Source organism: Sphingomicrobium aquimarinum (assembly GCF_039655735.1).
GTDB classification, from domain to species: Bacteria; Pseudomonadota; Alphaproteobacteria; order Sphingomonadales; family Sphingomonadaceae; genus Sphingomicrobium; species Sphingomicrobium aquimarinum.
In genome coordinates, this window is sequence record NZ_JBBYXH010000002.1 from 902169 (window position 1) to 924070 (window position 21902).

Annotated in this window: 22 protein-coding genes; 9 read left to right on the plus strand and 13 right to left on the minus strand. The window is 65.4% G+C overall.

All coding sequences use genetic code 11. The features are described from left to right. Positions 1 to 78: 78 nt before the first annotated feature. Genes WJS89_RS10730 through WJS89_RS10750 form a run of 5 tightly spaced genes read left to right on the plus strand, consistent with a single transcriptional unit; the run spans position 79 to position 3721 of the window. Positions 79 to 1062, plus strand: a complete 984-nt coding sequence (locus tag WJS89_RS10730) for a hypothetical protein (RefSeq protein WP_346340931.1) — start codon at positions 79 to 81, stop codon at positions 1060 to 1062. Beyond that, entirely contained in the window at positions 1059 to 1511 is a 453-nt protein-coding gene (locus WJS89_RS10735) for a hypothetical protein (RefSeq protein WP_346340932.1), read from the plus strand. The genes WJS89_RS10730 and WJS89_RS10735 overlap by 4 nt, the downstream gene beginning before the upstream one ends. Positions 1512 to 1562: 51 nt before the next feature. Continuing rightward, positions 1563 to 2372 (plus strand): sterol desaturase family protein, encoded by an 810-nt coding sequence (locus WJS89_RS10740; RefSeq protein WP_346340933.1) that lies wholly within the window; start codon positions 1563 to 1565, stop codon positions 2370 to 2372. Then, the gene (locus WJS89_RS10745; protein ID WP_346340934.1) at positions 2332 to 2739 is read left to right on the plus strand and encodes a DUF2141 domain-containing protein; all 408 of its coding nucleotides are present in this window, start codon (positions 2332 to 2334) and stop codon (positions 2737 to 2739) included. The genes WJS89_RS10740 and WJS89_RS10745 overlap by 41 nt, the downstream gene beginning before the upstream one ends. Before the next feature lie 55 nt (positions 2740 to 2794). Next, a complete protein-coding gene (locus WJS89_RS10750) occupies positions 2795 to 3721 on the plus strand; it encodes a mechanosensitive ion channel family protein (protein WP_346340935.1) in 927 nt (308 codons plus the stop codon). Between the two features lie 12 nt (positions 3722 to 3733). Here WJS89_RS10750 and WJS89_RS10755 read toward each other — a convergent pair whose 3' ends face one another. Together WJS89_RS10755 and WJS89_RS10760 are read right to left on the minus strand one after the other, a co-directional pair. Next, the gene (locus WJS89_RS10755; protein WP_346340936.1) at positions 3734 to 4039 is read right to left on the minus strand and encodes a hypothetical protein; all 306 of its coding nucleotides are present in this window, start codon (positions 4037 to 4039) and stop codon (positions 3734 to 3736) included. 26 nt (positions 4040 to 4065) lie between these two features. Beyond that, positions 4066 to 4725 carry an outer membrane protein gene (locus WJS89_RS10760; protein ID WP_346340937.1) on the minus strand — a complete coding sequence of 220 codons (660 nt, stop codon included), beginning with the start codon at positions 4723 to 4725 and terminating at the stop codon, positions 4066 to 4068. A 99-nt stretch (positions 4726 to 4824) separates the two neighbouring features. Here WJS89_RS10760 and WJS89_RS10765 point away from each other — a divergent pair, with 99 nt between their 5' ends. Continuing rightward, on the plus strand, positions 4825 to 5847 hold the full coding sequence (locus WJS89_RS10765; RefSeq protein ID WP_346340938.1) for a helix-turn-helix transcriptional regulator: 1023 nt from the start codon (positions 4825 to 4827) through the stop codon (positions 5845 to 5847). Here the strand turns inward: WJS89_RS10765 and wecB are convergent. The 8 genes from wecB to WJS89_RS10805 all read right to left on the minus strand — a co-directional run bounded on the left by wecB (position 5844) and on the right by WJS89_RS10805 (position 13645). Continuing rightward, positions 5844 to 6704 carry a non-hydrolyzing UDP-N-acetylglucosamine 2-epimerase gene (wecB, locus tag WJS89_RS10770; RefSeq protein ID WP_346341208.1) on the minus strand — a complete coding sequence of 287 codons (861 nt, stop codon included), beginning with the start codon at positions 6702 to 6704 and terminating at the stop codon, positions 5844 to 5846. The two genes, WJS89_RS10765 and wecB, sit on opposite strands and share 4 nt — an antisense overlap. A 405-nt stretch (positions 6705 to 7109) precedes the next feature. After that, positions 7110 to 7391 carry an NADH dehydrogenase ubiquinone Fe-S protein 4 gene (locus WJS89_RS10775; protein WP_346340939.1) on the minus strand — a complete coding sequence of 94 codons (282 nt, stop codon included), beginning with the start codon at positions 7389 to 7391 and terminating at the stop codon, positions 7110 to 7112. Positions 7392 to 7422: 31 nt separating this feature from the next. Continuing rightward, complete coding sequence (gene hrpB, locus WJS89_RS10780; protein WP_346340940.1) at positions 7423 to 9843, minus strand: ATP-dependent helicase HrpB; 2421 nt, start codon at positions 9841 to 9843, stop codon at positions 7423 to 7425. After that, on the minus strand, positions 9810 to 9992 hold the full coding sequence (locus WJS89_RS10785) for a hypothetical protein (RefSeq protein WP_346340941.1): 183 nt from the start codon (positions 9990 to 9992) through the stop codon (positions 9810 to 9812). The genes hrpB and WJS89_RS10785 overlap by 34 nt, the downstream gene beginning before the upstream one ends. A 103-nt stretch (positions 9993 to 10095) precedes the next feature. Next, a complete protein-coding gene (locus WJS89_RS10790; RefSeq protein WP_346340942.1) occupies positions 10096 to 11109 on the minus strand; it encodes a polyprenyl synthetase family protein in 1014 nt (337 codons plus the stop codon). A 14-nt stretch (positions 11110 to 11123) separates the two neighbouring features. Then, positions 11124 to 12458 (minus strand): ATP-binding protein, encoded by a 1335-nt coding sequence (locus tag WJS89_RS10795; protein WP_346341209.1) that lies wholly within the window; start codon positions 12456 to 12458, stop codon positions 11124 to 11126. A gap of 67 nt (positions 12459 to 12525) precedes the next feature. Next, positions 12526 to 13203, minus strand: a complete 678-nt coding sequence (locus WJS89_RS10800) for a response regulator transcription factor (protein ID WP_346340943.1) — start codon at positions 13201 to 13203, stop codon at positions 12526 to 12528. 67 nt (positions 13204 to 13270) lie between these two features. After that, positions 13271 to 13645 carry a hypothetical protein gene (locus tag WJS89_RS10805; protein WP_346340944.1) on the minus strand — a complete coding sequence of 125 codons (375 nt, stop codon included), beginning with the start codon at positions 13643 to 13645 and terminating at the stop codon, positions 13271 to 13273. 131 nt (positions 13646 to 13776) lie between these two features. Here WJS89_RS10805 and WJS89_RS10810 point away from each other — a divergent pair, with 131 nt between their 5' ends. Continuing rightward, positions 13777 to 15558, plus strand: coding sequence for an ABC-F family ATP-binding cassette domain-containing protein (locus WJS89_RS10810; protein WP_346340945.1), 1782 nt, complete (start codon positions 13777 to 13779; stop codon positions 15556 to 15558). 36 nt (positions 15559 to 15594) lie between these two features. Continuing rightward, on the plus strand, positions 15595 to 16092 hold the full coding sequence (locus WJS89_RS10815) for an MgtC/SapB family protein (protein ID WP_346340946.1): 498 nt from the start codon (positions 15595 to 15597) through the stop codon (positions 16090 to 16092). On the opposite strand, the gene prsR is transcribed toward WJS89_RS10815, so the two are convergent. Together prsR and prsK are read right to left on the minus strand one after the other, a co-directional pair. After that, positions 16089 to 17462, minus strand: coding sequence for a PEP-CTERM-box response regulator transcription factor (prsR, locus tag WJS89_RS10820; protein ID WP_346340947.1), 1374 nt, complete (start codon positions 17460 to 17462; stop codon positions 16089 to 16091). The two genes, WJS89_RS10815 and prsR, sit on opposite strands and share 4 nt — an antisense overlap. Next, positions 17459 to 19552, minus strand: coding sequence for an XrtA/PEP-CTERM system histidine kinase PrsK (prsK, locus tag WJS89_RS10825; protein ID WP_346340948.1), 2094 nt, complete (start codon positions 19550 to 19552; stop codon positions 17459 to 17461). The genes prsR and prsK overlap by 4 nt, the downstream gene beginning before the upstream one ends. An 84-nt stretch (positions 19553 to 19636) precedes the next feature. On the opposite strand from prsK, the gene WJS89_RS10830 reads away from it, so the two are divergent. Further along, on the plus strand, positions 19637 to 20572 hold the full coding sequence (locus tag WJS89_RS10830; RefSeq protein WP_346340949.1) for an aldo/keto reductase: 936 nt from the start codon (positions 19637 to 19639) through the stop codon (positions 20570 to 20572). On the opposite strand, the gene WJS89_RS10835 is transcribed toward WJS89_RS10830, so the two are convergent. Continuing rightward, positions 20569 to 21897 (minus strand): M20 metallopeptidase family protein, encoded by a 1329-nt coding sequence (locus tag WJS89_RS10835; RefSeq protein WP_346340950.1) that lies wholly within the window; start codon positions 21895 to 21897, stop codon positions 20569 to 20571. The genes WJS89_RS10830 and WJS89_RS10835 overlap by 4 nt on opposite strands. Between the last annotated feature and the right edge of the window lie 5 nt (positions 21898 to 21902).

The following is a 21902-nucleotide window of genomic DNA, read 5'->3' on the forward strand; positions in this document are numbered from 1 at the left end:
TTGCGTGTCGACGGATTTCGGGTCGACTGTGATCGGGCGGTCATAGTGGCGCGCGCGGCAGGCGGCTAGGATGGGCTCATGACCGGACATGCCCGACTCGCCCTTCCGATGTTCCTGCTTCCGCTGCTCGTCATCCTCGGCGCGCGGATCGCAACGCATTCCGACTGGGCGGCGACGCATTCTTCGCTGGCCGCGCTCATGTTTGCGTGGGTCGTTGCCGACGCGATCGGCCTGGCTTCGCTGGCGAAGGCAAGGTGCGCAAAGGGCGTGCAAAGATTCCGGTCTCTTGTCGGTGCGATCGCGCTTGCGGGACCGGTCGTGCTGCTCGGTGGGTCGGCTCCGGTGCGCGAGGCGCTGCTGGAGATGCCGGCGCTTTTGGCGCTTTTCGCAGGGGCAGGGATACTTTGGGTCGGCTGGAGCGGTCGGATTTTCGCGCAGGCCTACCGGGCCGAGCGATCGATGGAGACGGCCTTCGCTGCCATCCTTCCGCCGAAGCTGGTGCGCGCGGGGAGCCGCGAACTGGCAACGATGCGGATCGCGCTTTTCTCGTGGGGTGGCGCGCAGGACGTTCCGGCGGGTTCGATCGGCCACGATTATCATCGGGCGCTTGCGCCACTCCTGTGGGTGCTGCTGGGGCTGCAGGTGATCGAACTCGGGGTTGTCCACCTGCTGCTGATGCTGTGGAACGAGACGGTCGCCTGGGTGGTGTTCGCGCTGACGATGGTGGGGATCGGCTGGTTCGTGGCGATGATCAAGGCGATCCGCCTCTATCCGGTTCTGCTCGGCGCCGACGGGGTGCGGGTGCGAAGCGGAATGCTGGTGGATTTCATGGTGCCTCTCGATGCCATCGCGATCGTCGAAGCGACCTTCGAAAAGGCCGTGCTCGATGAGAAAGAGACGCTGAATCTCGCGATCCTCTCGGCTCCAAACGTGGCGCTGACGTTGAAGCGGGCCCTAGTGACGGAAGGGGTCTTCGGCAGCGAGCGGCGCGTGGAACGCGTCGCACTGCACCTCGACGATCCGGCGCATTTTCTCGCCGAGTTGGAAAGGCTTCGCGGATGAAGGTCGCGACTCTCATGTCGGCAATGATGCTCTCGGCCTGCGGCGCGTCAGGCGAGCAAGCCGCGGACGTGGGAGACGAGCGGCAGTCCCCGCCAGCGGTCCAGTCACGACCGGACGCGCCGGCCCCGTCTCCGCAGGCGGCACAGGCGCTGGTCGAGGCGTGGTTGGTCGGCGCGATTCCATCGGACGGCACGCACTGGTGTTCGGACATGGACGAAACGGCCTTTGCGGCACGGGTCTCGGCGCTTGACGATTTCGTCCCCAGCATCCCCGAGGGACTGGTTTCGGATGATGGCACGCAAACGAGCGTTTCCTTCCAGCTTCTCGATGCAGAGGACGCGCGCCGCGTCGTCACCGACGGCGGCGCCAAGGTGGCGACGGACGCGGTGGGCGAGGCCTGCATCGCATCGATCGCCTTTCAGCTTCCGCCGGTCCCGCTGGCGCGATGAAATGCCGCCTTCTTCATTGTATCGCAAGGACTTGGCTGGCATGAGGCGGCCATGGTGAGTGCCATCATCCTGTCCGCAGCCGCGATGACGCTCATCGTGGCGGTGCGCTATTTCGCCACCAGCGGCTTCTTCGCCGCGTGGACGGCGCGGCGCTTCCCGGGACGGCTTGCCGGGCAGGGCCGGCAGGTGCGCTCCGAGATTTTCTGGTCGCTAGCCAGCGCCGCCATCTACGGCGTGCCGGCGGGCATCGTCGCCTGGGGGTGGGACCAATACGGCTGGACGCGCATCTACGAGGATGCGGGCGCGATGCCCTTGTGGTGGGTGCCGGTCAGCATCTTCGTCTATCTCTTCGCGCATGATACATGGTTCTACTGGAGCCATCGCGCCATGCACTGGCCCCCGTTGTTCAAGCGCGCCCACGCCGTCCACCATGCCAGCCGCCCACCGACCGCCTGGGCGGCGATGAGCTTCCACCCGTGGGAAGCATTGACCGGCGCGATCGTCATTCCGCTGCTCGTCTTCCTCGTTCCCATCCACCTCTACGCGCTGGGCTTCGTGCTTTTCGTCATGACCTTCATGGGCGTGACCAATCACATGGGCTGGGAAATCTTTCCGAAATGGTGGGTACACGGGCCGCTCGGGCGGCACTTGATTACCGCCAGTCATCACGAACTTCATCATCAGAAATATCGGTGCAATTATGGCTTATACTTCCGCTTCTGGGACCGCCTTTGCGGGACCGACAAGGGTCTCGGGGACTTCGCCGTTCCGCTTCGCGATCGCGACGAGCGTCTTGCTGCTCGCCGCACCGGCATCGGCCATGAGCGCGCCCCCGTCTGCAGCCTCGGCTCGGAACGCTAGCCTGACGGTCGACGTCTCCAACGTACGGAACGACCATGGCAAACTGCGCATCTGCATGACGCGGAACGTCGATGAATTTCTCGACTGCCGTGAGGATCCCAAGTCCGTCAAAGTGTCGGTTCCCGCGTTTCGCGACGCCGGAAAGGTCGAGGTCACGGGACTGAGCGCCGGCGAATGGTCGCTCTTGCTGATGCATGACGAAAATGGCGACGGGAAGATGAAGAAGTCGCTCGGCATGCCGCGCGAGGGATTCGGTTTCTCGAACAATCCCGCGATCCGCATGGGGCCACCACGCGCCGAAGACGTCCGCTTCACCCTTCCTGCGGGCAAGAGCGTCCACCACGTGCGGGTCAATTATATTCTCTAGATAGCGCGCCTGGGGGTTCGACTTTGCGCGCCACATCGGGCTAGGGTTCGCCGCAATGGCACAGCAACAAGCCGAAGATCTCGCCGAGGGCGTCGCGGAAGGCGCGGTCGATACGACCGTCCGTATCGGGCAAAGTCTCGACGAGATCGCGCTCGTCGTCGGCACCTATCGCGTCAGCGTCCTCGACGTGCTGACCATCGTGGTCATCGCCGTTTTCCTCTTCATCGGCGCCAAGCTCGTCTTGTGGATGCTCAAGCGCGTCATCCGCCGCGCCAACCGCCTCGATCCGGCGCAAAGCCTGTTGATGGAGAAGCTCGCGACGATCTTCGTCCTCGCGGTCGCCTTCTTCATCGGGATCGATCTTGTCGGTTTCGACCTGTCCTCGCTGGCGATTTTCTCGGGCGCGGTCGGGCTTGCGGTCGGCTTCGGGCTTCAGAAGACCTTCGGCAATCTGATCGCGGGGATCATCCTGTTGATGGATCGCTCGGTCAAACCGGGCGATGTCATCGTGGTGGGCGAGAGCTTCGGGGCGATCAGCAAGATCGGCACGCGCGCGGTGAGCGTCATCACGCGCGACGGGAAGGAGCATCTCATCCCGAACGAGCTGCTGATGACCGAACCGGTCGAGAACTGGTCCTATTCGAGCCGCAACGTGCGCATCCAGATTCCCGTCGGGGTCAGCTATTCGAGCGACTTGAAACAGGTCGAGGACATTCTCATCGAATGTACCGTCGCCTGCGGGCGCGTGCTCGAAAGCCCGAAGCCCAATGTGTGGCTCAAGGAATTCGGCGACAATAGCGTCAATTTCGAGATCCAGGCCTGGATCATGGACCCCGAAGAAGGCGTCGGGAACGTGCGTTCGGCCGTTCTGAAGGCGATCTGGTGGCGCTTTAAGGAAGAAGGGATCGAAATCCCCTTCCCGCAGCGCGATGTCTACATCAAGACGATGCCGCAAGGGTCGGCGGGCCCCGCCGGCGGCTGAGCCCGCTCTGCATCAGTCTTCGATCACATCGTCGAGCGTTGCCGTGTCGGCGACGCATTCGCCGAAACTTGCGTAGCCGTAGAGATCGAGAAGGCCGAAGTCGGCGAGGTAGCGACATGGAGCGAAGCGTTCCTCCATGTTGAAGAATCCGATGCATTTGCCGCGACGCGCATTGCTGTCGGGTTCCGCGGCATCGCAGAATTCGATGATCGGCGGGGCGCCGGTGCCAGGTTCGCGCGTGGGATATTCCTGTGCGAAGGCCCCGGTCGGCACGAAGGCAAGGCCTGCCATTGCCGCCATCAATAGGGTCAATTTCATGCGAGCGTCTCCTTGTCGGCGAGTGGTCAGAAACCGAATTGCACGCCCGCCGAGAGGCTATGCATCCGGTAGGTGTCGCTTTCCTCGCGACCGAAGAAGTTGGTGAAAGCGGCGTCGGGTGCGTTGAGGAAGCGATAGCGCGCGACCAGCCCGACGCGATTGGCGATCGGTATCGCGACGCCGCCAGTCACCTGCCACGCAAGGCCGCCATTGCCATCGTCGAAGATCGGTTGATCGAACGGCAGGTTCCGGACGTAAAGGTCCATGTCGGCGACGCCGATGCCGGCTCCCACGAAGCCCCCGATACCACCCGCTCCGCCGAAATCGGCAAGACCGTTGATCATCAAGCGGCGTGTCTTGATAGAGCCTTCGGCTTCCCAGTATGTCCCCAATCCCACCGGATCATTCTGGGGGGCTTGAGAACCGTCCACACCGACATCCGACCAGCCCGCCTCGGCCTCGAGCCTGAATCCTCCGAAATCGTATCCGGCGACTGCCGAGAGCTGTTCTCCGTCCGTCAGGAAGATATGGCCCGGGTCGTCGCGGGTCGTGTCGGTGGCGACGTCGAGGTCGGGCGACACCGCATATCCGATATCGACGCCGACGTAGGGTCCCTTGTCCTGTGCGTTGGCGACTGTCGGAAGCGTGAGTGCCGCACCGGCCAGATAAATGATGGTGGATTGCATCGTCTGTCTCCCCGTTTCGATACGCAGCATGATGAAAAATCGCGGAATTTTGCGAAATAGGGCATTTGCCCTATGCTTGGGCGGACAGGAGTAGGCGCGATGGAACTGGCGGACCGCGAGCTCGAATTATTCACGACGATTCAGACGCGCCTGCTGGACCTGCCGCGCGATCGATCAATCGCTGCCATTCGTCACATCCTTGAGCTTTGCACCGACTTCTTCGGCGCCAAAGCAGCATGGTCGGGGAACTGGTTCGATGGTCAGCTCGTGTTCGTTCCGCATCGAATTGGTCCGCAGATCGAACAGCAGATCCGCGACAATTATCTTGGTATCGACGAAGAAGGATACTTCCTGATGCGCGACGCCGAGTACGAGCAGATCAACCGCCATCGACGCGCGATCGGAAGTCATGTCGCGCCGGACTGGGAATTGTACGGAGACAAGGAGCGCGAAGAGCCGTGGTTCACAAAGATCTTCGCTCCGGCAGGCGCCAGCCACGTGATCGGCATGACGGCGCGATTGCCCGTGGGCGAGGCGATCATGGTTTTCTGCTACGATGGGCCGGACGATCCCAATTATCGCAACGACCATACGGTTGCCAAATTTCATCTGCTGCATCCCGTCTTCGTCTCCGCTTTCGAACGGTTGTACGAGATGAGTTTCGACCGCGAGACCTTCCTTGATCTCGTGCGCCTGTTTCCCTATCCGGCCATTCTCAGAGCCAATGACGGCGAAATCTACGCGCAAAGTGCGTCGGCTGCCGCGCAGGCCTGGGATGATGACGACGTTGGCTCGAGCAGTGGGCGACGTCTGCGGCTTCAGGGCCCGAACCTCCCCGATCTTCGGGGCACGGAGCTTCTGATCGACCTTACGGACAGCGATGCCGATTTGCTGCAGCTAGGGTCTCGGGCAGGGCTTTCGCAGCGCCAGTCGGAGGTCGCGGAGCATCTGGCCATGGGCCTGTCGGACAAGGAAATTGCACGCGTTCTCGACATCAGTCCGAACACCGTCCGGCGGCATTGCGAGGCGGTATTGGACCGATTGCAGGTGAATTCACGTAGCGGAGTGCTGATGGCACTGCTGTCGGGGAGGAGCCCCCGAATGGCCCTGGATCCGCACTAGAAACGCTTCGTGGTATGATGCCGAAAGCGCGCGACGAAGCGTGCGCGCAAACGGCGCTCGTCATCATTCGCAGTCGCGACCGACTGGAGCCGTGCGGTGAGCCAATCGGCTGTGATGGCGGCGATGCGCTGTCCGGTGTCGCCGCGACCGTAAGGCGCCGCGCGTCGGCGCATCATGAATCGCGCGAGCGGACTTGCATGGAAATGTTCGACTGCCGCGACGATGGCGTCGGCATCGGTGCCGACCAGCTTGAGATTGCCGGTGGCGATCCCTTCGGGCCGTTCGGTGGCCTGGCGAAGAATGAATAGCGGGGTCCGCAGATACGGCGCTTCCTCCTGCATTCCGCCCGAGTCGGACAGAATGAGGTCGGCGGCGCGCATCGCGATCAGCATCGTGCGATGCTCCAATGGTCCAAGAAGGCGGATGCGTTTCTCATCGCCGAGACATGCGCGCCATCGTCGCTGTACCTCGGGGTTGGGATGCATGACCACCTGTATCTGGCGCCCGTGGTCGACCGCGAGACGGCGCAATGCCCCCATGACATGATCGAGCGGTTCGCCCCAATGTTCGCGGCGATGGCAGGTGACGAGAATGTGGCCCTCGCGGCGCGTCCAAGGCCTCGGCCTGCGGACGGGCGGGAGCGTGTGGAGCGTCTCGAGCAGTGTATCGATGCCGCTGTTGCCGGTGACGTGAATGACGCCGCCGAGGCGCTCCGCGCGCAGATGATCGGCGGCGAGGGGCGTGGGTGCGAACAGCAGGGCCGAAGCCCGGTCGATGGCGATACGGAAATCTTCCTCCGGCCAGGGATTGCGTCGGTCGAAGCTCCTCAGGCCGGCTTCGACGTGGGCGAGCGGCAGAGCGCCGTGGACGGCGTAGCGCGCGCCCGCATAAGCCTAGGCGGTGTCGCCCTGCACCATGACGAGCGCGGGTCGTCGGTCGCGACGGTGACGCAATTTGGTGGCCACGCGCCCGACATAGGAAAAGGGGTCGCCGCACGGTTGTTCGCCGAGCGAATGGATGGGAAGCCCGCCAAACAGTTCGCGCTGCCAATCGGCGGCGGGATGCTGCCCCGTGTGGATGATCCGAAGGCTGAGTCCGGCGGCGTCGAGCGCGCGGGCGACGGGGGCGAGTTTGATGGCCTCGGGGCGGGTGCCCAGAACCATTTCGATCCGATGCGGTAGCAGTTGTCCCCCTAGCTTCGGCGCCTTCCATCATGGACGAAGCTGGCAGGGGGTCAAGGACGGATGCGGTGGGCCGCGTCCCTATCTGAAATTGTCGGCGTAGGCCTGGAGCTTGAGCCGCTGCGGCGGCGCCTTGACGACATGATGGGCGATACCCTTTTCATCGCAATAGCGCTGCGCGGCTTCCAGCGTCGGGAAGGTGAGGCGCACCTGCGTATCCGTATCGCCCGAGCCGGCCCATCCGGTAAGCGGATCGGGGACCATCTTCTGCTCGCGCTCGAACATCAAAAGCCAGCGGCCGGCCTGCGCCTTGCCCGACTGGGTGGTCTTGCGGACTTCCTCGATGATGCGCGCGGTGGTCATGTCCGCGATTTGGCGCGGGGGCGCGGCGGTGTCAATTCCCGCGTGCGCGCTTGGTGCGAAGGTCCGCGCGGGCGGTGGCGGGATCGTCGGGCCAGTCGTGCTTGGGGTAGCGCCCGCGCATGTCCTTTACGACCTCGGCCCAACTGCCTTGCCAGAAGCCCGGCAGGTCGCGGGTTGCCTGGATCGGGCGCCCTGCCGGACTGGTGAGCTTCAGGAGAAGCGGCGTGGTCCCGATCATCGGATGCGCGGTGAGACCGTAGAGCGCCTGCGCGCGCACCTCGACCGAGGGCGCGTCGTCGGCGGCATAGTCGATGGCGTGGCTGGTTCCGGCGGGGCTGGTGAAGCTTGCGGGTGCGAGGGCATCGATGCGTTTGCGATCGGCATAGTCGACGAGCAGGTCGAGCGCGGGAGCGAGATCGACGTCCGCGAAGCGCCGGTTGCCGATGAGTAGGGGCGCGAGCCATTCCTCGGCGCGGGCGAGGAGCGCGGGTTCGGTCAGATCGGGGAGCGAGGGGTCGGCGGCGCGGGCGTAGGCGGCGCGTCTTCGTAGCGCGTCGAACGCAGGGGCGGGCCCCAGAATGTTCAGGCCGTGTGTGTGGACGGCGGCCAGCAGGGCCGCGGCGACGGCGTCTGCATCGGGGTCTGGATCGGGCGCGCTCGCAAGCTGGATCGCGCCGAGCCGGCGGACGCGCCGAGCGCGGACCGAGCGGCTGTCGCGGTCGAAGGCGAGATCGCTCGTCTGCGCGATGCGATCGGCGAACAGGGTAATGACATCCTCTTCCTCGATGGCGGCGGCGGAGAGGATGCGGGCCCCCGCCGCCGCGCCCGCGACTTCGCCGACGGCCAGCCAGTCGGCACCGGCAAGAGGGCTCGCGGGATCGAGCGTGAACCCTCGTCCGCCGACCGACTGCCAGCGCTCGCCAGAGGCAGAGCGGCGGCGCGCGATACGGTCGGGAAAGGCGAGCGCGATGGCGTGGGCGATGCGTTTTGCGGCAAGCGGCGGCGACGCGCGATCGACGCGCCGCGCCCAGGAGCGGGCAAGGTCGAGCGCCTTTTTTGCGCGTGGGCTGCGGTCGGCGAGGGCGCGACCGGCGCGCTGTTCGAGATCTTCGCCGCGACCGCCGAGGCCGCGCTCGCCGAGCAGGATGGCGGCCAGCGCCGCATCGCCGGCAAAGCCTGCATCCGCCGCGGCGAGAAGCATGTGCGCGAGGCGTGGTTCGAGCGGGAGGACAGCGATGGCGCGGCCATGATCGGTGAGACGACCGCCATCGAGCGCGCCGAGGTCCGTCAGAAGCGAGGTCGCGGCGTCGAGCGCAGCCGATGGCGGCGGCGTCGCGAAGGGAAGACGGGTCGGGTCGCGCTCGCCCCATTGATGACTTGCGAGCAGCAAGGGCGCGAGATCGGCTTGGACGATCTCGGGCGGGTCGTGCGCCGGGAGCGCGGCTTCGGCAGCCGCTTCCCAGAGCCTGATCGCTATGCCCGGCGCCTGCCGGGCCGCCCGGCCCGCGCGCTGCGTGATGGCGGCGCGGCTGGCGCGCTCGGTCACGAGGCGGGTAAGCCCGGCGCCGAGATCGAACCGGGGCCGGCGGGCGAGGCCGCCATCGACGACGATCCGCACGTCGCTCACGGTAACGCTGGTCTCGGCGATGGCGCTGGAAAGTACGACCTTCCGTTTGCCCGGCGGCGGCGGCGCGAGCGCGGCGCGCTGGGCGGCGGGGTCGATGTTGCCGTGGAGGCGATGAAGGATACAGTCGTCGGGCAGGGGCCCGAGCGCATCGGCGGTCCTCTCGATCTCGCGGACGCCAGGGAGGAAGGCGAGAAGGGAGCCCTCGTGCTGCGCGAGCGCGGCGCGGACGGCGGCGGCGACCTGTGGCTCGATGGGCCGGGCGGGGTCGCGGCCGATATGCTCGATCGCCAGCGGGTAGGACGTGCCCTCGCTCTCGAGCAGCGGTGCATCGGGAAGTAGTGGCCGCAAGGCCGAGACGTCGAGCGTTGCCGACATGAGGCAAAGGCGCAGATCCTCGCGAAGAGCCGCGCGGGCTTCGAGCGCGAGGGCGAGCGCCAGGTCGTTGTCGAGGCTGCGCTCATGGACTTCATCGAAAAGAACGGCGGAGACGCCGGGCAGATCGGGCGTGGACTGCAGGCGCGCGAGAAAGACGCCGTGGGTCATGACAGTGATGCGTTTGCCCGGCCGACTGTCGAGCCGGGTGGCATAGCCGACGGTCTGGCCGGCGCGCTCGTCTTGTTCGCGCGCCATATAGTCGGCAGCGGCACGCGCGGCGAGGCGGCGGGGGACGAGGACAAGAATTTCGCCCTCGCACCAGCGTTCATCGAGCAGCGCGGGGGCAACACGGGTCGTCTTGCCCGCGCCGGGCGGTGCGATCAGCAGCGCTTCTGCCGAGTCCGCAAGTGCGGCCTTCAGCTCGGGCAGAATGGCATCGACGGGCAGCATCGCCCACGCGGATCGCCCATCGGCGCGCACGAAGCAAGCGCGGCCTGACGGCGCAACAGGCGGCGGCGCACTTCCTCGATACCAAGCTTTTCGGTCGCGGCGACAGGATCCTCGGCGATCAGGATATCGGCGAAGCGAGCGATCGGCACCGCCGGACGCGACGCGTGCGAGCGAAGGCAAATGCATGGGTCCGTCGCTAACGGCCAACGGGTTCGCCGCTTGCAAACCGATCATCCGAAACGGAGCGAAAAATCAGTAGGCGCGGGCGACGGCGAATTCGGCGGCCTCGACCATCGCGCGGTGCGCAGCGGAGGCGGGGAAGATGGACAAGGCGTCGATCGCGCGGCGCGCATAGCCCCGAGCGCTCTCGAGCGTGTCGTCGAGCGCATTGGTCTGGCGCATCAGGGCCACGGCATGGGCGAGATCCTCGTCGCTCGAACGATCGCCCTGCATGGCGGATTTCCAGAAGGCGCGATCGTCGGCCGACCCGCGCGCATGGGCGAGGATGACGGGCAGCGTCATCTTGCCGTCGCGGAAGTCATCGCCGAGATCCTTGCCCATCGTCGCGCCGTCGGAGGAATAGTCGATCGCATCGTCGACGAGCTGGAAGGCTATGCCGAGGTTGCGGCCATAGGCTTCAAGCGCCGATTCCGCCGCATCGCCCGCTTCGGCGACGACCGGCGACACCTGGCAGGCGGCGGCGAAGAGCGCTGCGGTCTTGGCGCCGATGATCCGCAGATATTCGTCCTCGCCGGTCGCGATCTGACGCTGGGCGGTGAGCTGGTCGACCTCGCCCTCGGCGATGACGGCACTGGCGTTGCTGAGGATCTTCAGGACCTTGAGGCTGCCGTCCTCGACCATCAGTTCGAAGGCGCGCGAGAAGAGAAAATCGCCAACCAATACGCTCGCGGGATTGCCGTAGATGAGGTTGGCGGCGGTCTTGCCGCGGCGCATCGCCGAGCCGTCGACGACATCGTCGTGGAGCAGGGTCGCGGTGTGGATGAATTCGACCGCGGCGGCGAGTTTGTGATGACGCGTGCCGGGATAGTCGAGCAGCCGGGCGGCGGCCAACGTGAGCATCGGGCGCAGCCGCTTGCCGCCGCCTGCGATCAGGTGGCCCGCTAGCTCGGGAATCAGCGCGACCTTGGATTGCATCCGGTCGAGGATGATTGCGTTGACGCCGTTCATCTCCTCTGCAACGAGGCTGAGCATGGTTTGCAGCGAGGGGGCGGCGCGCTCGCGCATCGGGGTGACGTTGCTGGTCATCGTGGAGCGATCCCCTAGCCGTTCGCCGGCGAGACGGAAAGGGCCGCGGCGGGGAGCGACAGACGCGCGAGCAACCCGCCCAGGTCCTCGCTTTCGGACAGGGCGACGTCCCCGCCGTAGATCTGCGCCACGTCGCGAACGATCGCGAGGCCGAGGCCGGTGCCGGGTTTGCCGGTGGTATCGAGCCGCGCCCCACGCGCGAAGATGGCATCGCGCTCCGTCTCGGGAATTCCGCTGCCGTCATCCTCGATGAGAATGTCCACCATGGGCGCCGAATGTTCGATCGTGACGAAAACGCGGCCGCCGCCGTATTTTGCGGCATTCTCGACGAGATTGCCGAGCATTTCGTCGAGATCCTGCCGCTCGACGCGGACGCAGACATCGCGGTCTCCCGCCACATCGACCGTGACGCCGTCATAGAGGCGGGTGACCGCGCGCTCGATCGTGTCGAGGCTTTCGGCCACGTTGGCGCGCGCCTGCGCGCTGGCACGGCGACCGATGGCGCGGGCACGCGCGAGATGATGGTCGACCTGGCGGCGCATCACGCTCGCTTCGCGGCAGACGATGTCGTTGAGCTCCGCGTCCTCGGCGGTGGCGGCATTGGTGATGACGGTCAGCGGGGTCTTCAGGGCATGGGCAAGATTGCCGGCGTGTCGCCGCGCTTCCTCGGCCTGCGCCTCGTTATGGGCGAGCAATTCGTTGATCTCGTCGACCAGCGGCGTGATCTCGCGCGGGAAATCGGTGTCGATACGCTCACGGCGCGCAGTGCGGATGGCGACGACTTCCTGCGCGACGCGGCGCAGCGGCCATAGTCCGTAGATGGTTTGCAAGGCGGCCATGACCAGCAAGCCAAGCCCGAGAACCGCAAAGGACCAGGTGAGCGTCGAGCGCAATTCCTCGATCTGCATGTCGAGCTGGTCGCGGCTCTCGGCGACCTGGTAGCGCCAGCGCGTCTCGCTTTCGGGCAGGATGATGTCGCGCTCGGCGACACGGAGCGGCTCGCCCTCGATCTCGAAACTGTTGCGGAAATGAATGTCCAGATCGTCGTGGCGAACGCTCGGATCGAGCTGGCGGTCCCAAAGCGAGCGCGAACGGAAATCCACTTCGCCGTTGGCCGCGATCTGGAAGTAGCGACCGGAGTAAATCTCGAGAAAACGCTGGTCGGCGGGTTCGCGCAACAGGACGAGGTCGCCGAATGGGTCGATCTCAGACGAGGCGATAAGCGCGTCGAGAACGTCCTCCAGTTGCGAGTCAAAATTGTTGACGATCGAGCGCGTGAGGATGCGGTCGAGCGCGAATCCGCCGCCCGCGAGCAGCACCGCGATCCACAGGAACGCGATGCCGATCATGCGGCGGGTCAGCGATTCGCGGCGTTGCTCGGACTTGAGCGCGGGAGGCGTCACCGAGGGGGCAGGGTCATCCCTCGACACGGTCCTCGGGGTCCTCGAGGCTGTAGCCAAGCCCGCGAATGGTGGTGATCGTCTCGGCGCCCAGCTTCTTGCGGATCCGGGTCACGAACACCTCGATGGTGTTCGAATCGCGGTCGAAGTCCTGGTCGTAGATATGCTCGATCAACTCGGTACGGCTGACCACCTTGCCCTTGTGGTGCATGAGGTAGGACAGGAGCTTGTATTCCTGCGCGGTGAGTTTGACCGGCTCGCCTTCCTTGGTCACCTTGCCCGAACGGGTGTCGAGGCGAATGTCGCCCGCTTCCAGGACGCTCGACGCGTGGCCCGCGGAACGACGGATGAGCGCGCGCAGGCGGGCGATCAGTTCTTCGGACTGGAAGGGCTTGGCGAGATAGTCGTCGGCGCCAGCGTCGAGCCCCGCGACCTTGTCGGACCAGCTGTCGCGTGCGGTCAGCACGAGAACGGGCATGTCGCGCTCGGCCTTGCGCCATTTGTTCAGGATGGTGAGGCCGTCCATCTCGGGCAGTCCGAGGTCGAGGACGACCGCGTCGTAACTTTCGGTTTCGCCGAGGAAATGGCCGTCGATCCCGTCGGTGGAAAGATCGACGGCATAGCCGGCCCCCTCCAGCGTCGAGCGCAATTGCTGACCGAGGTTGGGTTCGTCTTCGACAATCAGGATGCGCATCGGGTTCCTAGCTTTCTGGCCGTTCGTTTCGCCATCAACCCGTCATGGCATGAACGGTTGCAGTCCGCTAGCGGCGCGAGGAGGTATCGACGACGCGGCCCGAGCGCTGGTCGACGTCGATCCAGTGCAACCGGCCATCGCGCAGAAACTTAAAGCGATAGACGTCTCCGCGCGCTTCGGGTCCGAGATATTCGAACCCGCGCATGCGCGGCACGATCTGGCGCTCGATCATCGACAGGGGGAGGGCGCGGCCGGAGCGGGCGCGGTCGAAAGCGCGGTCTTGGTCGCGGGAGAGCGAAGTGCGGCCTTGCCGCTCGTCGGGATCGGGACGCGGCTGGGCGTCCTGGTCCTGCAACTGGGCGAAAGACGGCAACCCCGCCGCAGGGGCGGCGATGAGGGTGGCCGTACCGATGACGGCGAGAAGGCGAAGACGCAAACGCATGAAATCAATCTCTTTTCTGTATCCGCTTTCTACGTCCGCACCTTTGAATAGCCTATGAATGCGCAGCCCTATTGCGGTTCAGAAAGGAAAAGGTGACGCATGGCCGCGCTTTGGCTAGGCGCTGTGGCAATATGGCACCACCGATTCTCAGCCTCGAGGACGTCAAGCTGCACCATGGTGACGGCGTTCTGTTCGAAGATCTCACGCTCCATGTCGGCCCGAAGGACCGTCTCGCGCTGATCGGGCGCAACGGAGCGGGCAAGACGACTCTGTTCCGCACGCTGGTCGGCGATGTCGAACTCGACGGCGGAAGCCGTACGGTCATGCCCGGCGTGAACATCGTCTGGCTCGAGCAGGATCCCGACATGAAGGGTCACGAACGGCTCATCGATTGGGCGGTGTCGGGCGACGATGCACCCCCGCAGCACGCGATCGAGGCTATCGCCGACCAGATGGGGATCGATCTCGAACGCGAGGCGAAGACCGCGAGCGGGGGCGAACGGCGCCGCGCGGCGCTGAGCCGGGCGCTGGCAAGCGAACCCGATCTCCTGCTGCTCGACGAGCCGACCAACCATCTCGATCTGGGCGCGATCGAATGGCTCGAGCAATGGCTGTCGCGCTATAACGGCGCCTTCATCGCGATCAGCCACGACCGCTCGTTCCTGAAGCGGCTGACGACGAGCTGCATCTGGCTCGACCGGCGAACGCTCAGGCGTGCCGAGATCGGTTATGGCGGTTTCGACAAGTGGACCGAGGAAGTGCTCGAGGAGGACCGGCGGCGGCTCGAGAAGCTCGACGAGAAATTGCGCCAGGAAACCGAGTGGCTGCACAAGGGTGTGACCGCACGGCGCAAGCGCAACCAGGGTCGGCTCCGCCAGCTGTTCGAACTGCGCGCGCAGCGCGCGGCGATGATCGGGATGCAGGGCACGAGTGCGCTGGGGCTGGCCCAGGACGAGGTGAAATCCAAGGTCGTCATCGATGCCGAAGGCGTTTCGAAGTCCTTCGGGGACCGCACGATCATCAGGGATTTCACGCTCACCATCCAGCGCGGCGACCGGATCGGCATCGTGGGGGCGAACGGCGCGGGGAAGACGACGCTGCTAAAGCTGCTGACGGGAGAACTCGAGCCCGACGAGGGAAAGGTCGATCAGGCCAAGACGTTGTCGGGCATCATCGTCGACCAGCAGCGCAAACTGCTCGATCCGCAGAAGAAGGTGCGCGACATTCTCGCCGAGGGCGGGGACTGGATCGAGGTGCGCGGGCACAAGCGGCACATCAAGGGCTATCTCAAGGAATTCCTGTTCGATCCGGAATTGAGCGAGGCGCTGATCGGAACGCTTTCGGGCGGCGAGCGGCACCGACTGCTGCTGGCGCGCGAGTTTGCGCGGGAATCGAACCTGCTGGTCCTCGACGAGCCGACCAACGATCTCGACATGGAGACGCTCGACCTCCTGCAGGAAGTGATCGCCGACTATCAGGGAACGGTGCTCCTGGTCAGCCACGACCGCGACTTTCTCGACCGCACGGTGACGATCACGCTGGGGCTCGACGGCTCGGGGACGGTCGATGTCGTCGCGGGCGGCTATGAGGACTGGGCAAAGCGGCGCAAGGATCGCAAATCGGGAGCGAAGAAGGCCAAGCCGGAGGCCGCCAAGGAAGAAGCACCCTCCACCGCGCCGACGAAGCTCAGCTACAAGGACCAGCGCGACTTCGACCGCCTGCCCGCCGAGATCGAGCGGCTGGAGCGCGAGATCGAGAAGGCGGAAGCCGCGATGGCCGACCCCGACCTGTTCACGCGCGACCCCGACCGCTTCGCCAAGCTCAGCGCGTTGCTCGAACAACGGCGTGGCGAGAAGGAGGCAGCGGAGGAACGCTGGCTCGAAGTGGCGGAGATGGCCGAGGGGCTGGGGTAGGACGCAACCCGCGCGAACTTTCGTTGTTACAGTTGTATGACTTCGCTCTTCACGCCCGACACGATGGACTGGTCCGACGTTCTCATCAGGATCGCCGCGGCAACGTTCCTTCCCCTGCTCATCGGCATCGAACGGTTCGTCCGCGACAAACCGATCGATTTTCGCCCGTTCGTCATCATTTCGGTGGGTGCGTGCGGACTGCTCATCGCATCGATGGAATTGCTGCAAACCGCATCCGACCCCAATTCCCAGATTGACCCCACAAGGGTCATCGAGGGCGTTATAACGGGCATCGGTTTCCTGGGCGCGGGGGCGATGTTCCGGCAGGGAAATTTCGTTCAGGGTGCAGGCTCTGCAGCCGCCATTTGGGCCGCCGGTGCCATCGGGCTCACCTGTGGTCTGGGAGAGATCTGGCTTGCCGCCCTGATGACGGTCATCGTTCTGCTGCTCCTTATCGTAAGTGGCCCCGTTACCGACAAGTGGGACGCCGGTCATTCTGACGAAGCAGGCCCTCGAGGATCCGCTGACGACTAGGCGCTAAGCTTGTACGCCTTCATCAAATCGTAGAGCGTCGGGCGGCTGATGCCGAGCAGCTTCGCGGCGCCCGAGATGTTGTTCTCGGTGCGCGTCAGCGCTTGGTGGATGGCCTTGCGGTCGGCGATTTCGCGCGCGGCGCGAAGGTTGATGGACGAGACTTCGCTGTCCGGATCGGCACCGCCCTGAAGGTCGAGGTCACCTGCCGTAACCAGCTTGCCGTCGGCCATGATGACCGCGCGTTTGACGCGGTTTTCCAGCTCGCGCACGTTGCCGGGCCAAGCGTATGAGTCGACCGCTTCGACCGCATCGGGCGACAGGCCGGACAGGTTGCGACCAAGGTTCTTGGCGTAGCGATTGACGAAGTGACGCGCGAGGAGGACGGCGTCTCCTGTGCGTTGTGCCAGGGGCGGGATGGGGACGACGATTTCCGCCAGCCGGTAATAGAGGTCTTCGCGAAAGCTGCCGTCGGCGGTCATGGCGTCGAGGTCGCGGTGGGTAGCGCAGACGATGCGCGTGTCGACATTGATCGGCTTTCGCCCGCCGATCCGCTCGATGACGCGCTCCTGCAGGAAGCGGAGCAGCTTGACCTGGAGGGGCAGGGGAATGTCGCCGACCTCGTCGAGGAAGAGCGTTCCGCCTTGTGCCAGTTCGATCTTGCCGGGCGTCGTCTTGACCGCGCCGGTGAAGGCACCGCGCTCGAACCCGAACAGTTCGGCTTCGAGCAGATTCTCGGGAATGGCGGCGCAATTCAGCGCGACGAATTCACCGGCCTTGCGCGGGCTCTGGTCGTGAACGGCGCGCGCGAGCAGTTCCTTGCCCGTCCCGCTGGCGCCGAGCAGCATGACGGAGACATCGGCCGATGCAACGCGCTCGATCGTGTGCGCGACCTTTAGCATCTCGGGGGCGGCGGAGACGATCGATCCCAGCACGGTCCGGCTCGACCCGGCTTCGTTTTCGAGACGACGGTTCTCGGCTTCCAGTTCATGCAGCTGGAAAGCCCGCTTCACGATATGGCCGAGCTCATCAATGTCTACCGGTTTGCGGTAGAAATCGTAGGCGCCCAGCGCGATGGCCTTGAGCGCGCTCTCGTGCGCGCCATGTCCCGAAGCCACGATGACCTTCGTATCGGGTTTTAACGCGTGGATTTCCTCCAGCGTCGCAAAGCCCTCGGTAGTGCCGTCGGGATCGGGTGGCAGCCCGAGGTCGAGCGTGACGACCGCCGGCTCGTGCAAGCGCAAGAGCTCGATTGCCTGCACGCGCGTGGTGGCCGCGACGACTTCGTAATCCTCGTACGCCCATTTCAGCTGGCGCTGCAGGCCCTCGTCATCCTCGACGACGAGCAGGATGGGAAGCGTCGATCTGGTCATGCGGTTTTCCTCAAGGAGAGCGGCTCGGCGGCCGCGAGGGTGACGGTGAAGCGGGTGCCCTTGCCGGGCTGGCTGTCGACCGCGAGGCGGCCGCCCATGCCGACGATCAGCGCACGCGCTTCGAACGCGCCGATCCCGAAGCCGTCGGTTTTCGTGGAGGCGAAGGGCTCGAACAGGCGGGTGCGCAGAAAGTCGGGATCCATCCCCGTGCCGGTGTCGATGACGTGGATGGCGACTTCATGTGCATTGCCCTCGACCCGAACGGTGACAGGGGCCGAGCGCGGGCTGGCGTCGATGGCGTTCTGGACGAGGTGGGCAAGCGCCTGTTCGAGCGCCTGCGCATCGCCGATCGCCCAGCGGTCGGTATTGCCGAGGAGGCGCAAGTCGTGATCGCCGCGGCGGGCGGCGAGCACGAACGAAAGGATTTCGCCGACTGGGACGGGCTCCGCCTTCTGGCCCCTCGTCTGCGCCTGTGGCGCGAGGCGGGCGAGCAGGTCGTTCATTTTCTCGACCGAGCCCTTCAATGTGGCGACCATGTCGGCGCGGAACTCGGGATTGTCGGCGTGGCGTTCGGCGTTTCGGGACAGCAGCGACAGCTGGCTCACGAGATTCTTGATGTCGTGCATGATGAACGCGAACCGGCGGTTGAACTCCTCGAAGCGCTGCGCCTTTGCGAGCGCGTCCTGGCTGAGATTTTCCGACAAGGCACTCGCCGCCTGCCGGCCGGCCGTGCGCAGTAGATCAAAGTCTTCCCAGTCGAGGGCACGGCGCGCTTCGGGGGCGGCGAGGACGACGAGCCCGACGAGATGGCGGTCGTGGAGCAGCGGCACGCCGACCCATGCCCCCTTGATGGCGAGCAGCCAGGCGGGGGGCGGCTGCAGGCCGGTGCCGCTACGGTTCCAACCGCCTCTCAATCCGTCGAATTCGAGGATGTGCGCATCGTTCTCGACGCGTTCCCAAAAGTCGCATTGGCTATCGTGCGTGATTGCATCGGGACTGTCGATGATCGCGCCCGTCCAGTTCCACTGCGCTTCGCCGCGCAGCATGTCGTGCTCGTCGCGGACGATGAGATAACCGCCCGGAGCGTCGAGCATCTCGGCGAAAGCCATGACGATGCGGGTCCCGAGCGGGGTGCGCTCCGACCCGACACCGCCGACCGTATCGGTGAAGCGAAGCCATTCGAGACGATAGTCGTAACGGTGTTCGAAGAAATGTTTCGCGACCTTGACCTTGGCCCAAGCGCGCGCGCGCGGATTGGGGAGGATCGCCATCGCCGCCACGGTCAGGACGGTCAGCAGCAGAACGGCAAGCGTCTGGACCCAGTCGCTCGACGCGGGTTTCAAGACCGTGGCGAGGATCGCCATCACCGTGAAATACGCGCAGATTCCCAGCAGCGACAGCGACTGGAACGTCGCCGCCCGCGACAATTTGATCCGCCAGCCATCCTCCGAACGCGCCCCGATGGCGAACAAGGGTGCGACCAGCGCAACGGCGACGCCCCGCCAGTCGTGCAATGCGGCGCCGAGAGGTTCGGAGAGATAGGCGACGGTGTAAAGATTGAGGTCGTAGAACCACAGGCCGGCGAGCGCGATCATCGCGTAGCGAATCGTCGGGCGGCTGCCGGGCGCGGCCTGACCGTAGAAATTGTGGACGAGGACGAGACCGCCGGCGGCCGCGAGGATACGCAGCAGGAGCTGCGTTTGCGCGATCGCCGCCAGGCTCGCGGGGTTGTCCTCGAAATAGCCGGTCAGCGAATGGACGGTCGCAGCGACGAGCGACATGCCAAGCACCGCCGCGACCGCGCCGTAGACGAGGGTCAGCCCGCGCATCCGGTCGCGCTCCTCCGCGCTGGTGGCGAGGCTGTGGAGCAGGCCGATCCAGACGAGATTGCGGCAGGTTTCTGCCAGATCGGTGATGAGATCGCCCGGATAGGCCAGCTCGAACCAGGCCCACAGGCTCGTCAGGGCGAAGGCCGCGATGAGGGTGCGCTGGCCTGATGATCGCGGCGCGCGAACGAGTTGCCAGACGACCAGCAGCGCGAACAGCGCAGCCGCCCCCGCATGGCTCCACGAGGCGATCTGGGCGTTCATCGTCGCAAGACTGGTCGTGTAAGGATTGCCGACATGGAGGCAGTGTCGGAGAAATTTACAAAGATTGGGTGAACGGAAGGAAAGATGATGGAGCGGCGGGCGATCGGGTCGAGCGATATGGAAATGGCGCCGCTGGCGCTGGGCGGAAACGTCTTCGGGTGGACGGCCGATGCGTCCACGAGCTTCGATCTCATCGACCGGTTCGTGGCCGCAGGCGGGTCGATGATCGACACCGCCGACAGCTATTCGGCCTGGGTGCCGGGGCATGAAGGCGGCGAAAGCGAGCGGGTCATCGGCCAATGGCTCGAACGTTCGGGAAAACGCGACGAAGTAGTGATCGCCAGCAAGGTCGGTTTCATGGAAGGCCTCGAGCCCGACGTCATCGCGGCCGCGTGTGACGCCTCGCTCGAGCGACTGGGGACCGACCGGATCGATTTGTATTACATGCACAAGGACGATGCCGACGTGCCGCTGGCCGACAGCCTGGGCGCCTTCGATGCCTTGGTGCAGGCGGGCAAGATCGGCGGCGTCGGCCTGTCGAATTTCACCGCCGACCGGATCGACGAGGCAATGCGGGTGGCCGAGGCCAACGGACTCTCGAAGCCGGTCGCGCTCCAGCCGTGGTACAATCTTGTCGAACGGGCGCGCTACGAGGACGACCTGCGCGGCGCAGCGGAGCGGCACGGCCTCGGCGTCTTTACGTACTATTCGATCGCAAACGGGTTTCTGGCGGGCAAGTATCGAACCAAGGACGACCTCGACAAGTCGCCGCGCGGCTTACGCAACATCGGCTATCTGGAAGGCAAGGGACTCGAGGTTCTGGCGGCGCTCGATTCCATCTCGTCGGAAACCGGCGCATCGCCCGCAACCATCGCACTTGCGTGGCTTGCCGCACAGCCGACGGTCACCGCGCCGATCGCGAGTGCGACCTCATTGACGCAGTTGGACGAACTGCTCGCAAGCCTGACACTGGAACTGAGCGCAGAGCAGTCCGAGCGTCTCGATGCGGCGAGCGCCTAGTTGGCGGCGAAGCGATCGAGCGCGAGTGCGGTCAGGGCTTCGGTGGCGGTCGAGATGACGGCCTCGGCATCGGGCGCCCAGAAGGGGCTGTGCAGGCTCGGAAGCTTTGATGGATCGCCGCCGGCGGCCTGCCATTTCTCCAGCGGCTGTCCGCCAACCCAGAAGATGAGGCTGTCGATGCTCTCGTCGGCGAGCCGATAGCGCGAGAAATCCTCGCCCCCCATGACGGGCGGGACCTCGGCGACACGCTGCGCGCCGAACCGCTCGCCGAAGAGCGCCAGCGCGCGTGTCGCAAGCTCGGGGCTGTTGTAGGTCGAGGGCGTATATTCCTCCTCGCGCACGGTGACGGTGGGCATCCGGTCCTCGGGCACCCCCGCAGCCATCGCCTCGGCCTTGGCGATCCGCTCGATCGCGGACAGAAGCTGGGCGCGCACTTCGGGCGAATAGCTGCGCACGGTCAGCAGCAGTTCGGCCTCGTCGGAAATGATGTTGTGCTTGGCCCCCGCGTGGAAACTTCCGACCGTGATGACGGCCGGCGCCTGCGGGTCGATCTCGCGCGCGACGATGCTCTGCAACGTGGTCACGATCCGGCTGGCGATGACGATCGGGTCCTTGGTCGTGTGCGGGCAGGCGCCGTGACCCCCGACGCCGCGCAACGTGATATCGACGCTGTCGACATTGGCGAGGGCATAGCCCGGCGACACACCGACGAAGCCCGCAGGCCCGGCGGCGGCATCGTGGAAGGCGATGACCGTGTCGGGCTTGGGAAAGCGCTCGAACAATCCGTCTTCCAGCATGGCGCGTGCACCTTCTCCCGTCTCTTCGGCGGGCTGGAGTATCATTACCAGCGTTCCCGACCAGTCGGCACGCCGTTCCACCAGTTGCATGGCGGTGCCGACCCAACTCGCCATGTGCGTATCGTGGCCGCAAGCATGCATGACGCCCGTCTCCACGCCCGACTGGGGCGCGATGGCGCGAACGGTGCTGGCAAACGACAGGCCCGTGTCCTCGACGACCGGAAGTCCGTCCATGTCGGCGCGCAGCATGACCGTGGGGCCGCTACCATTCTCAAGCACCGCGACGACACCCGTGCCGCCAACCTTCTCGGTCACCTCGAAGCCGAGTTCGCGTGCGATGTCGGCCAGGTAGGAAGCGGTTTCATGCTCCTGCCCCGACAATTCCGGATTTGCGTGGAGGTGACGGTAATGGTCGAGCAGCGCTGGCATGTCTTCGCCGATCGCGGTGCGCAGCCGGTCCTGCGCTTGGGCGGAGGCCGGGGCAGGGGCGGCTACGATCAGGGCGAGGGCGGACAGGGCAAGGCGCATGATGG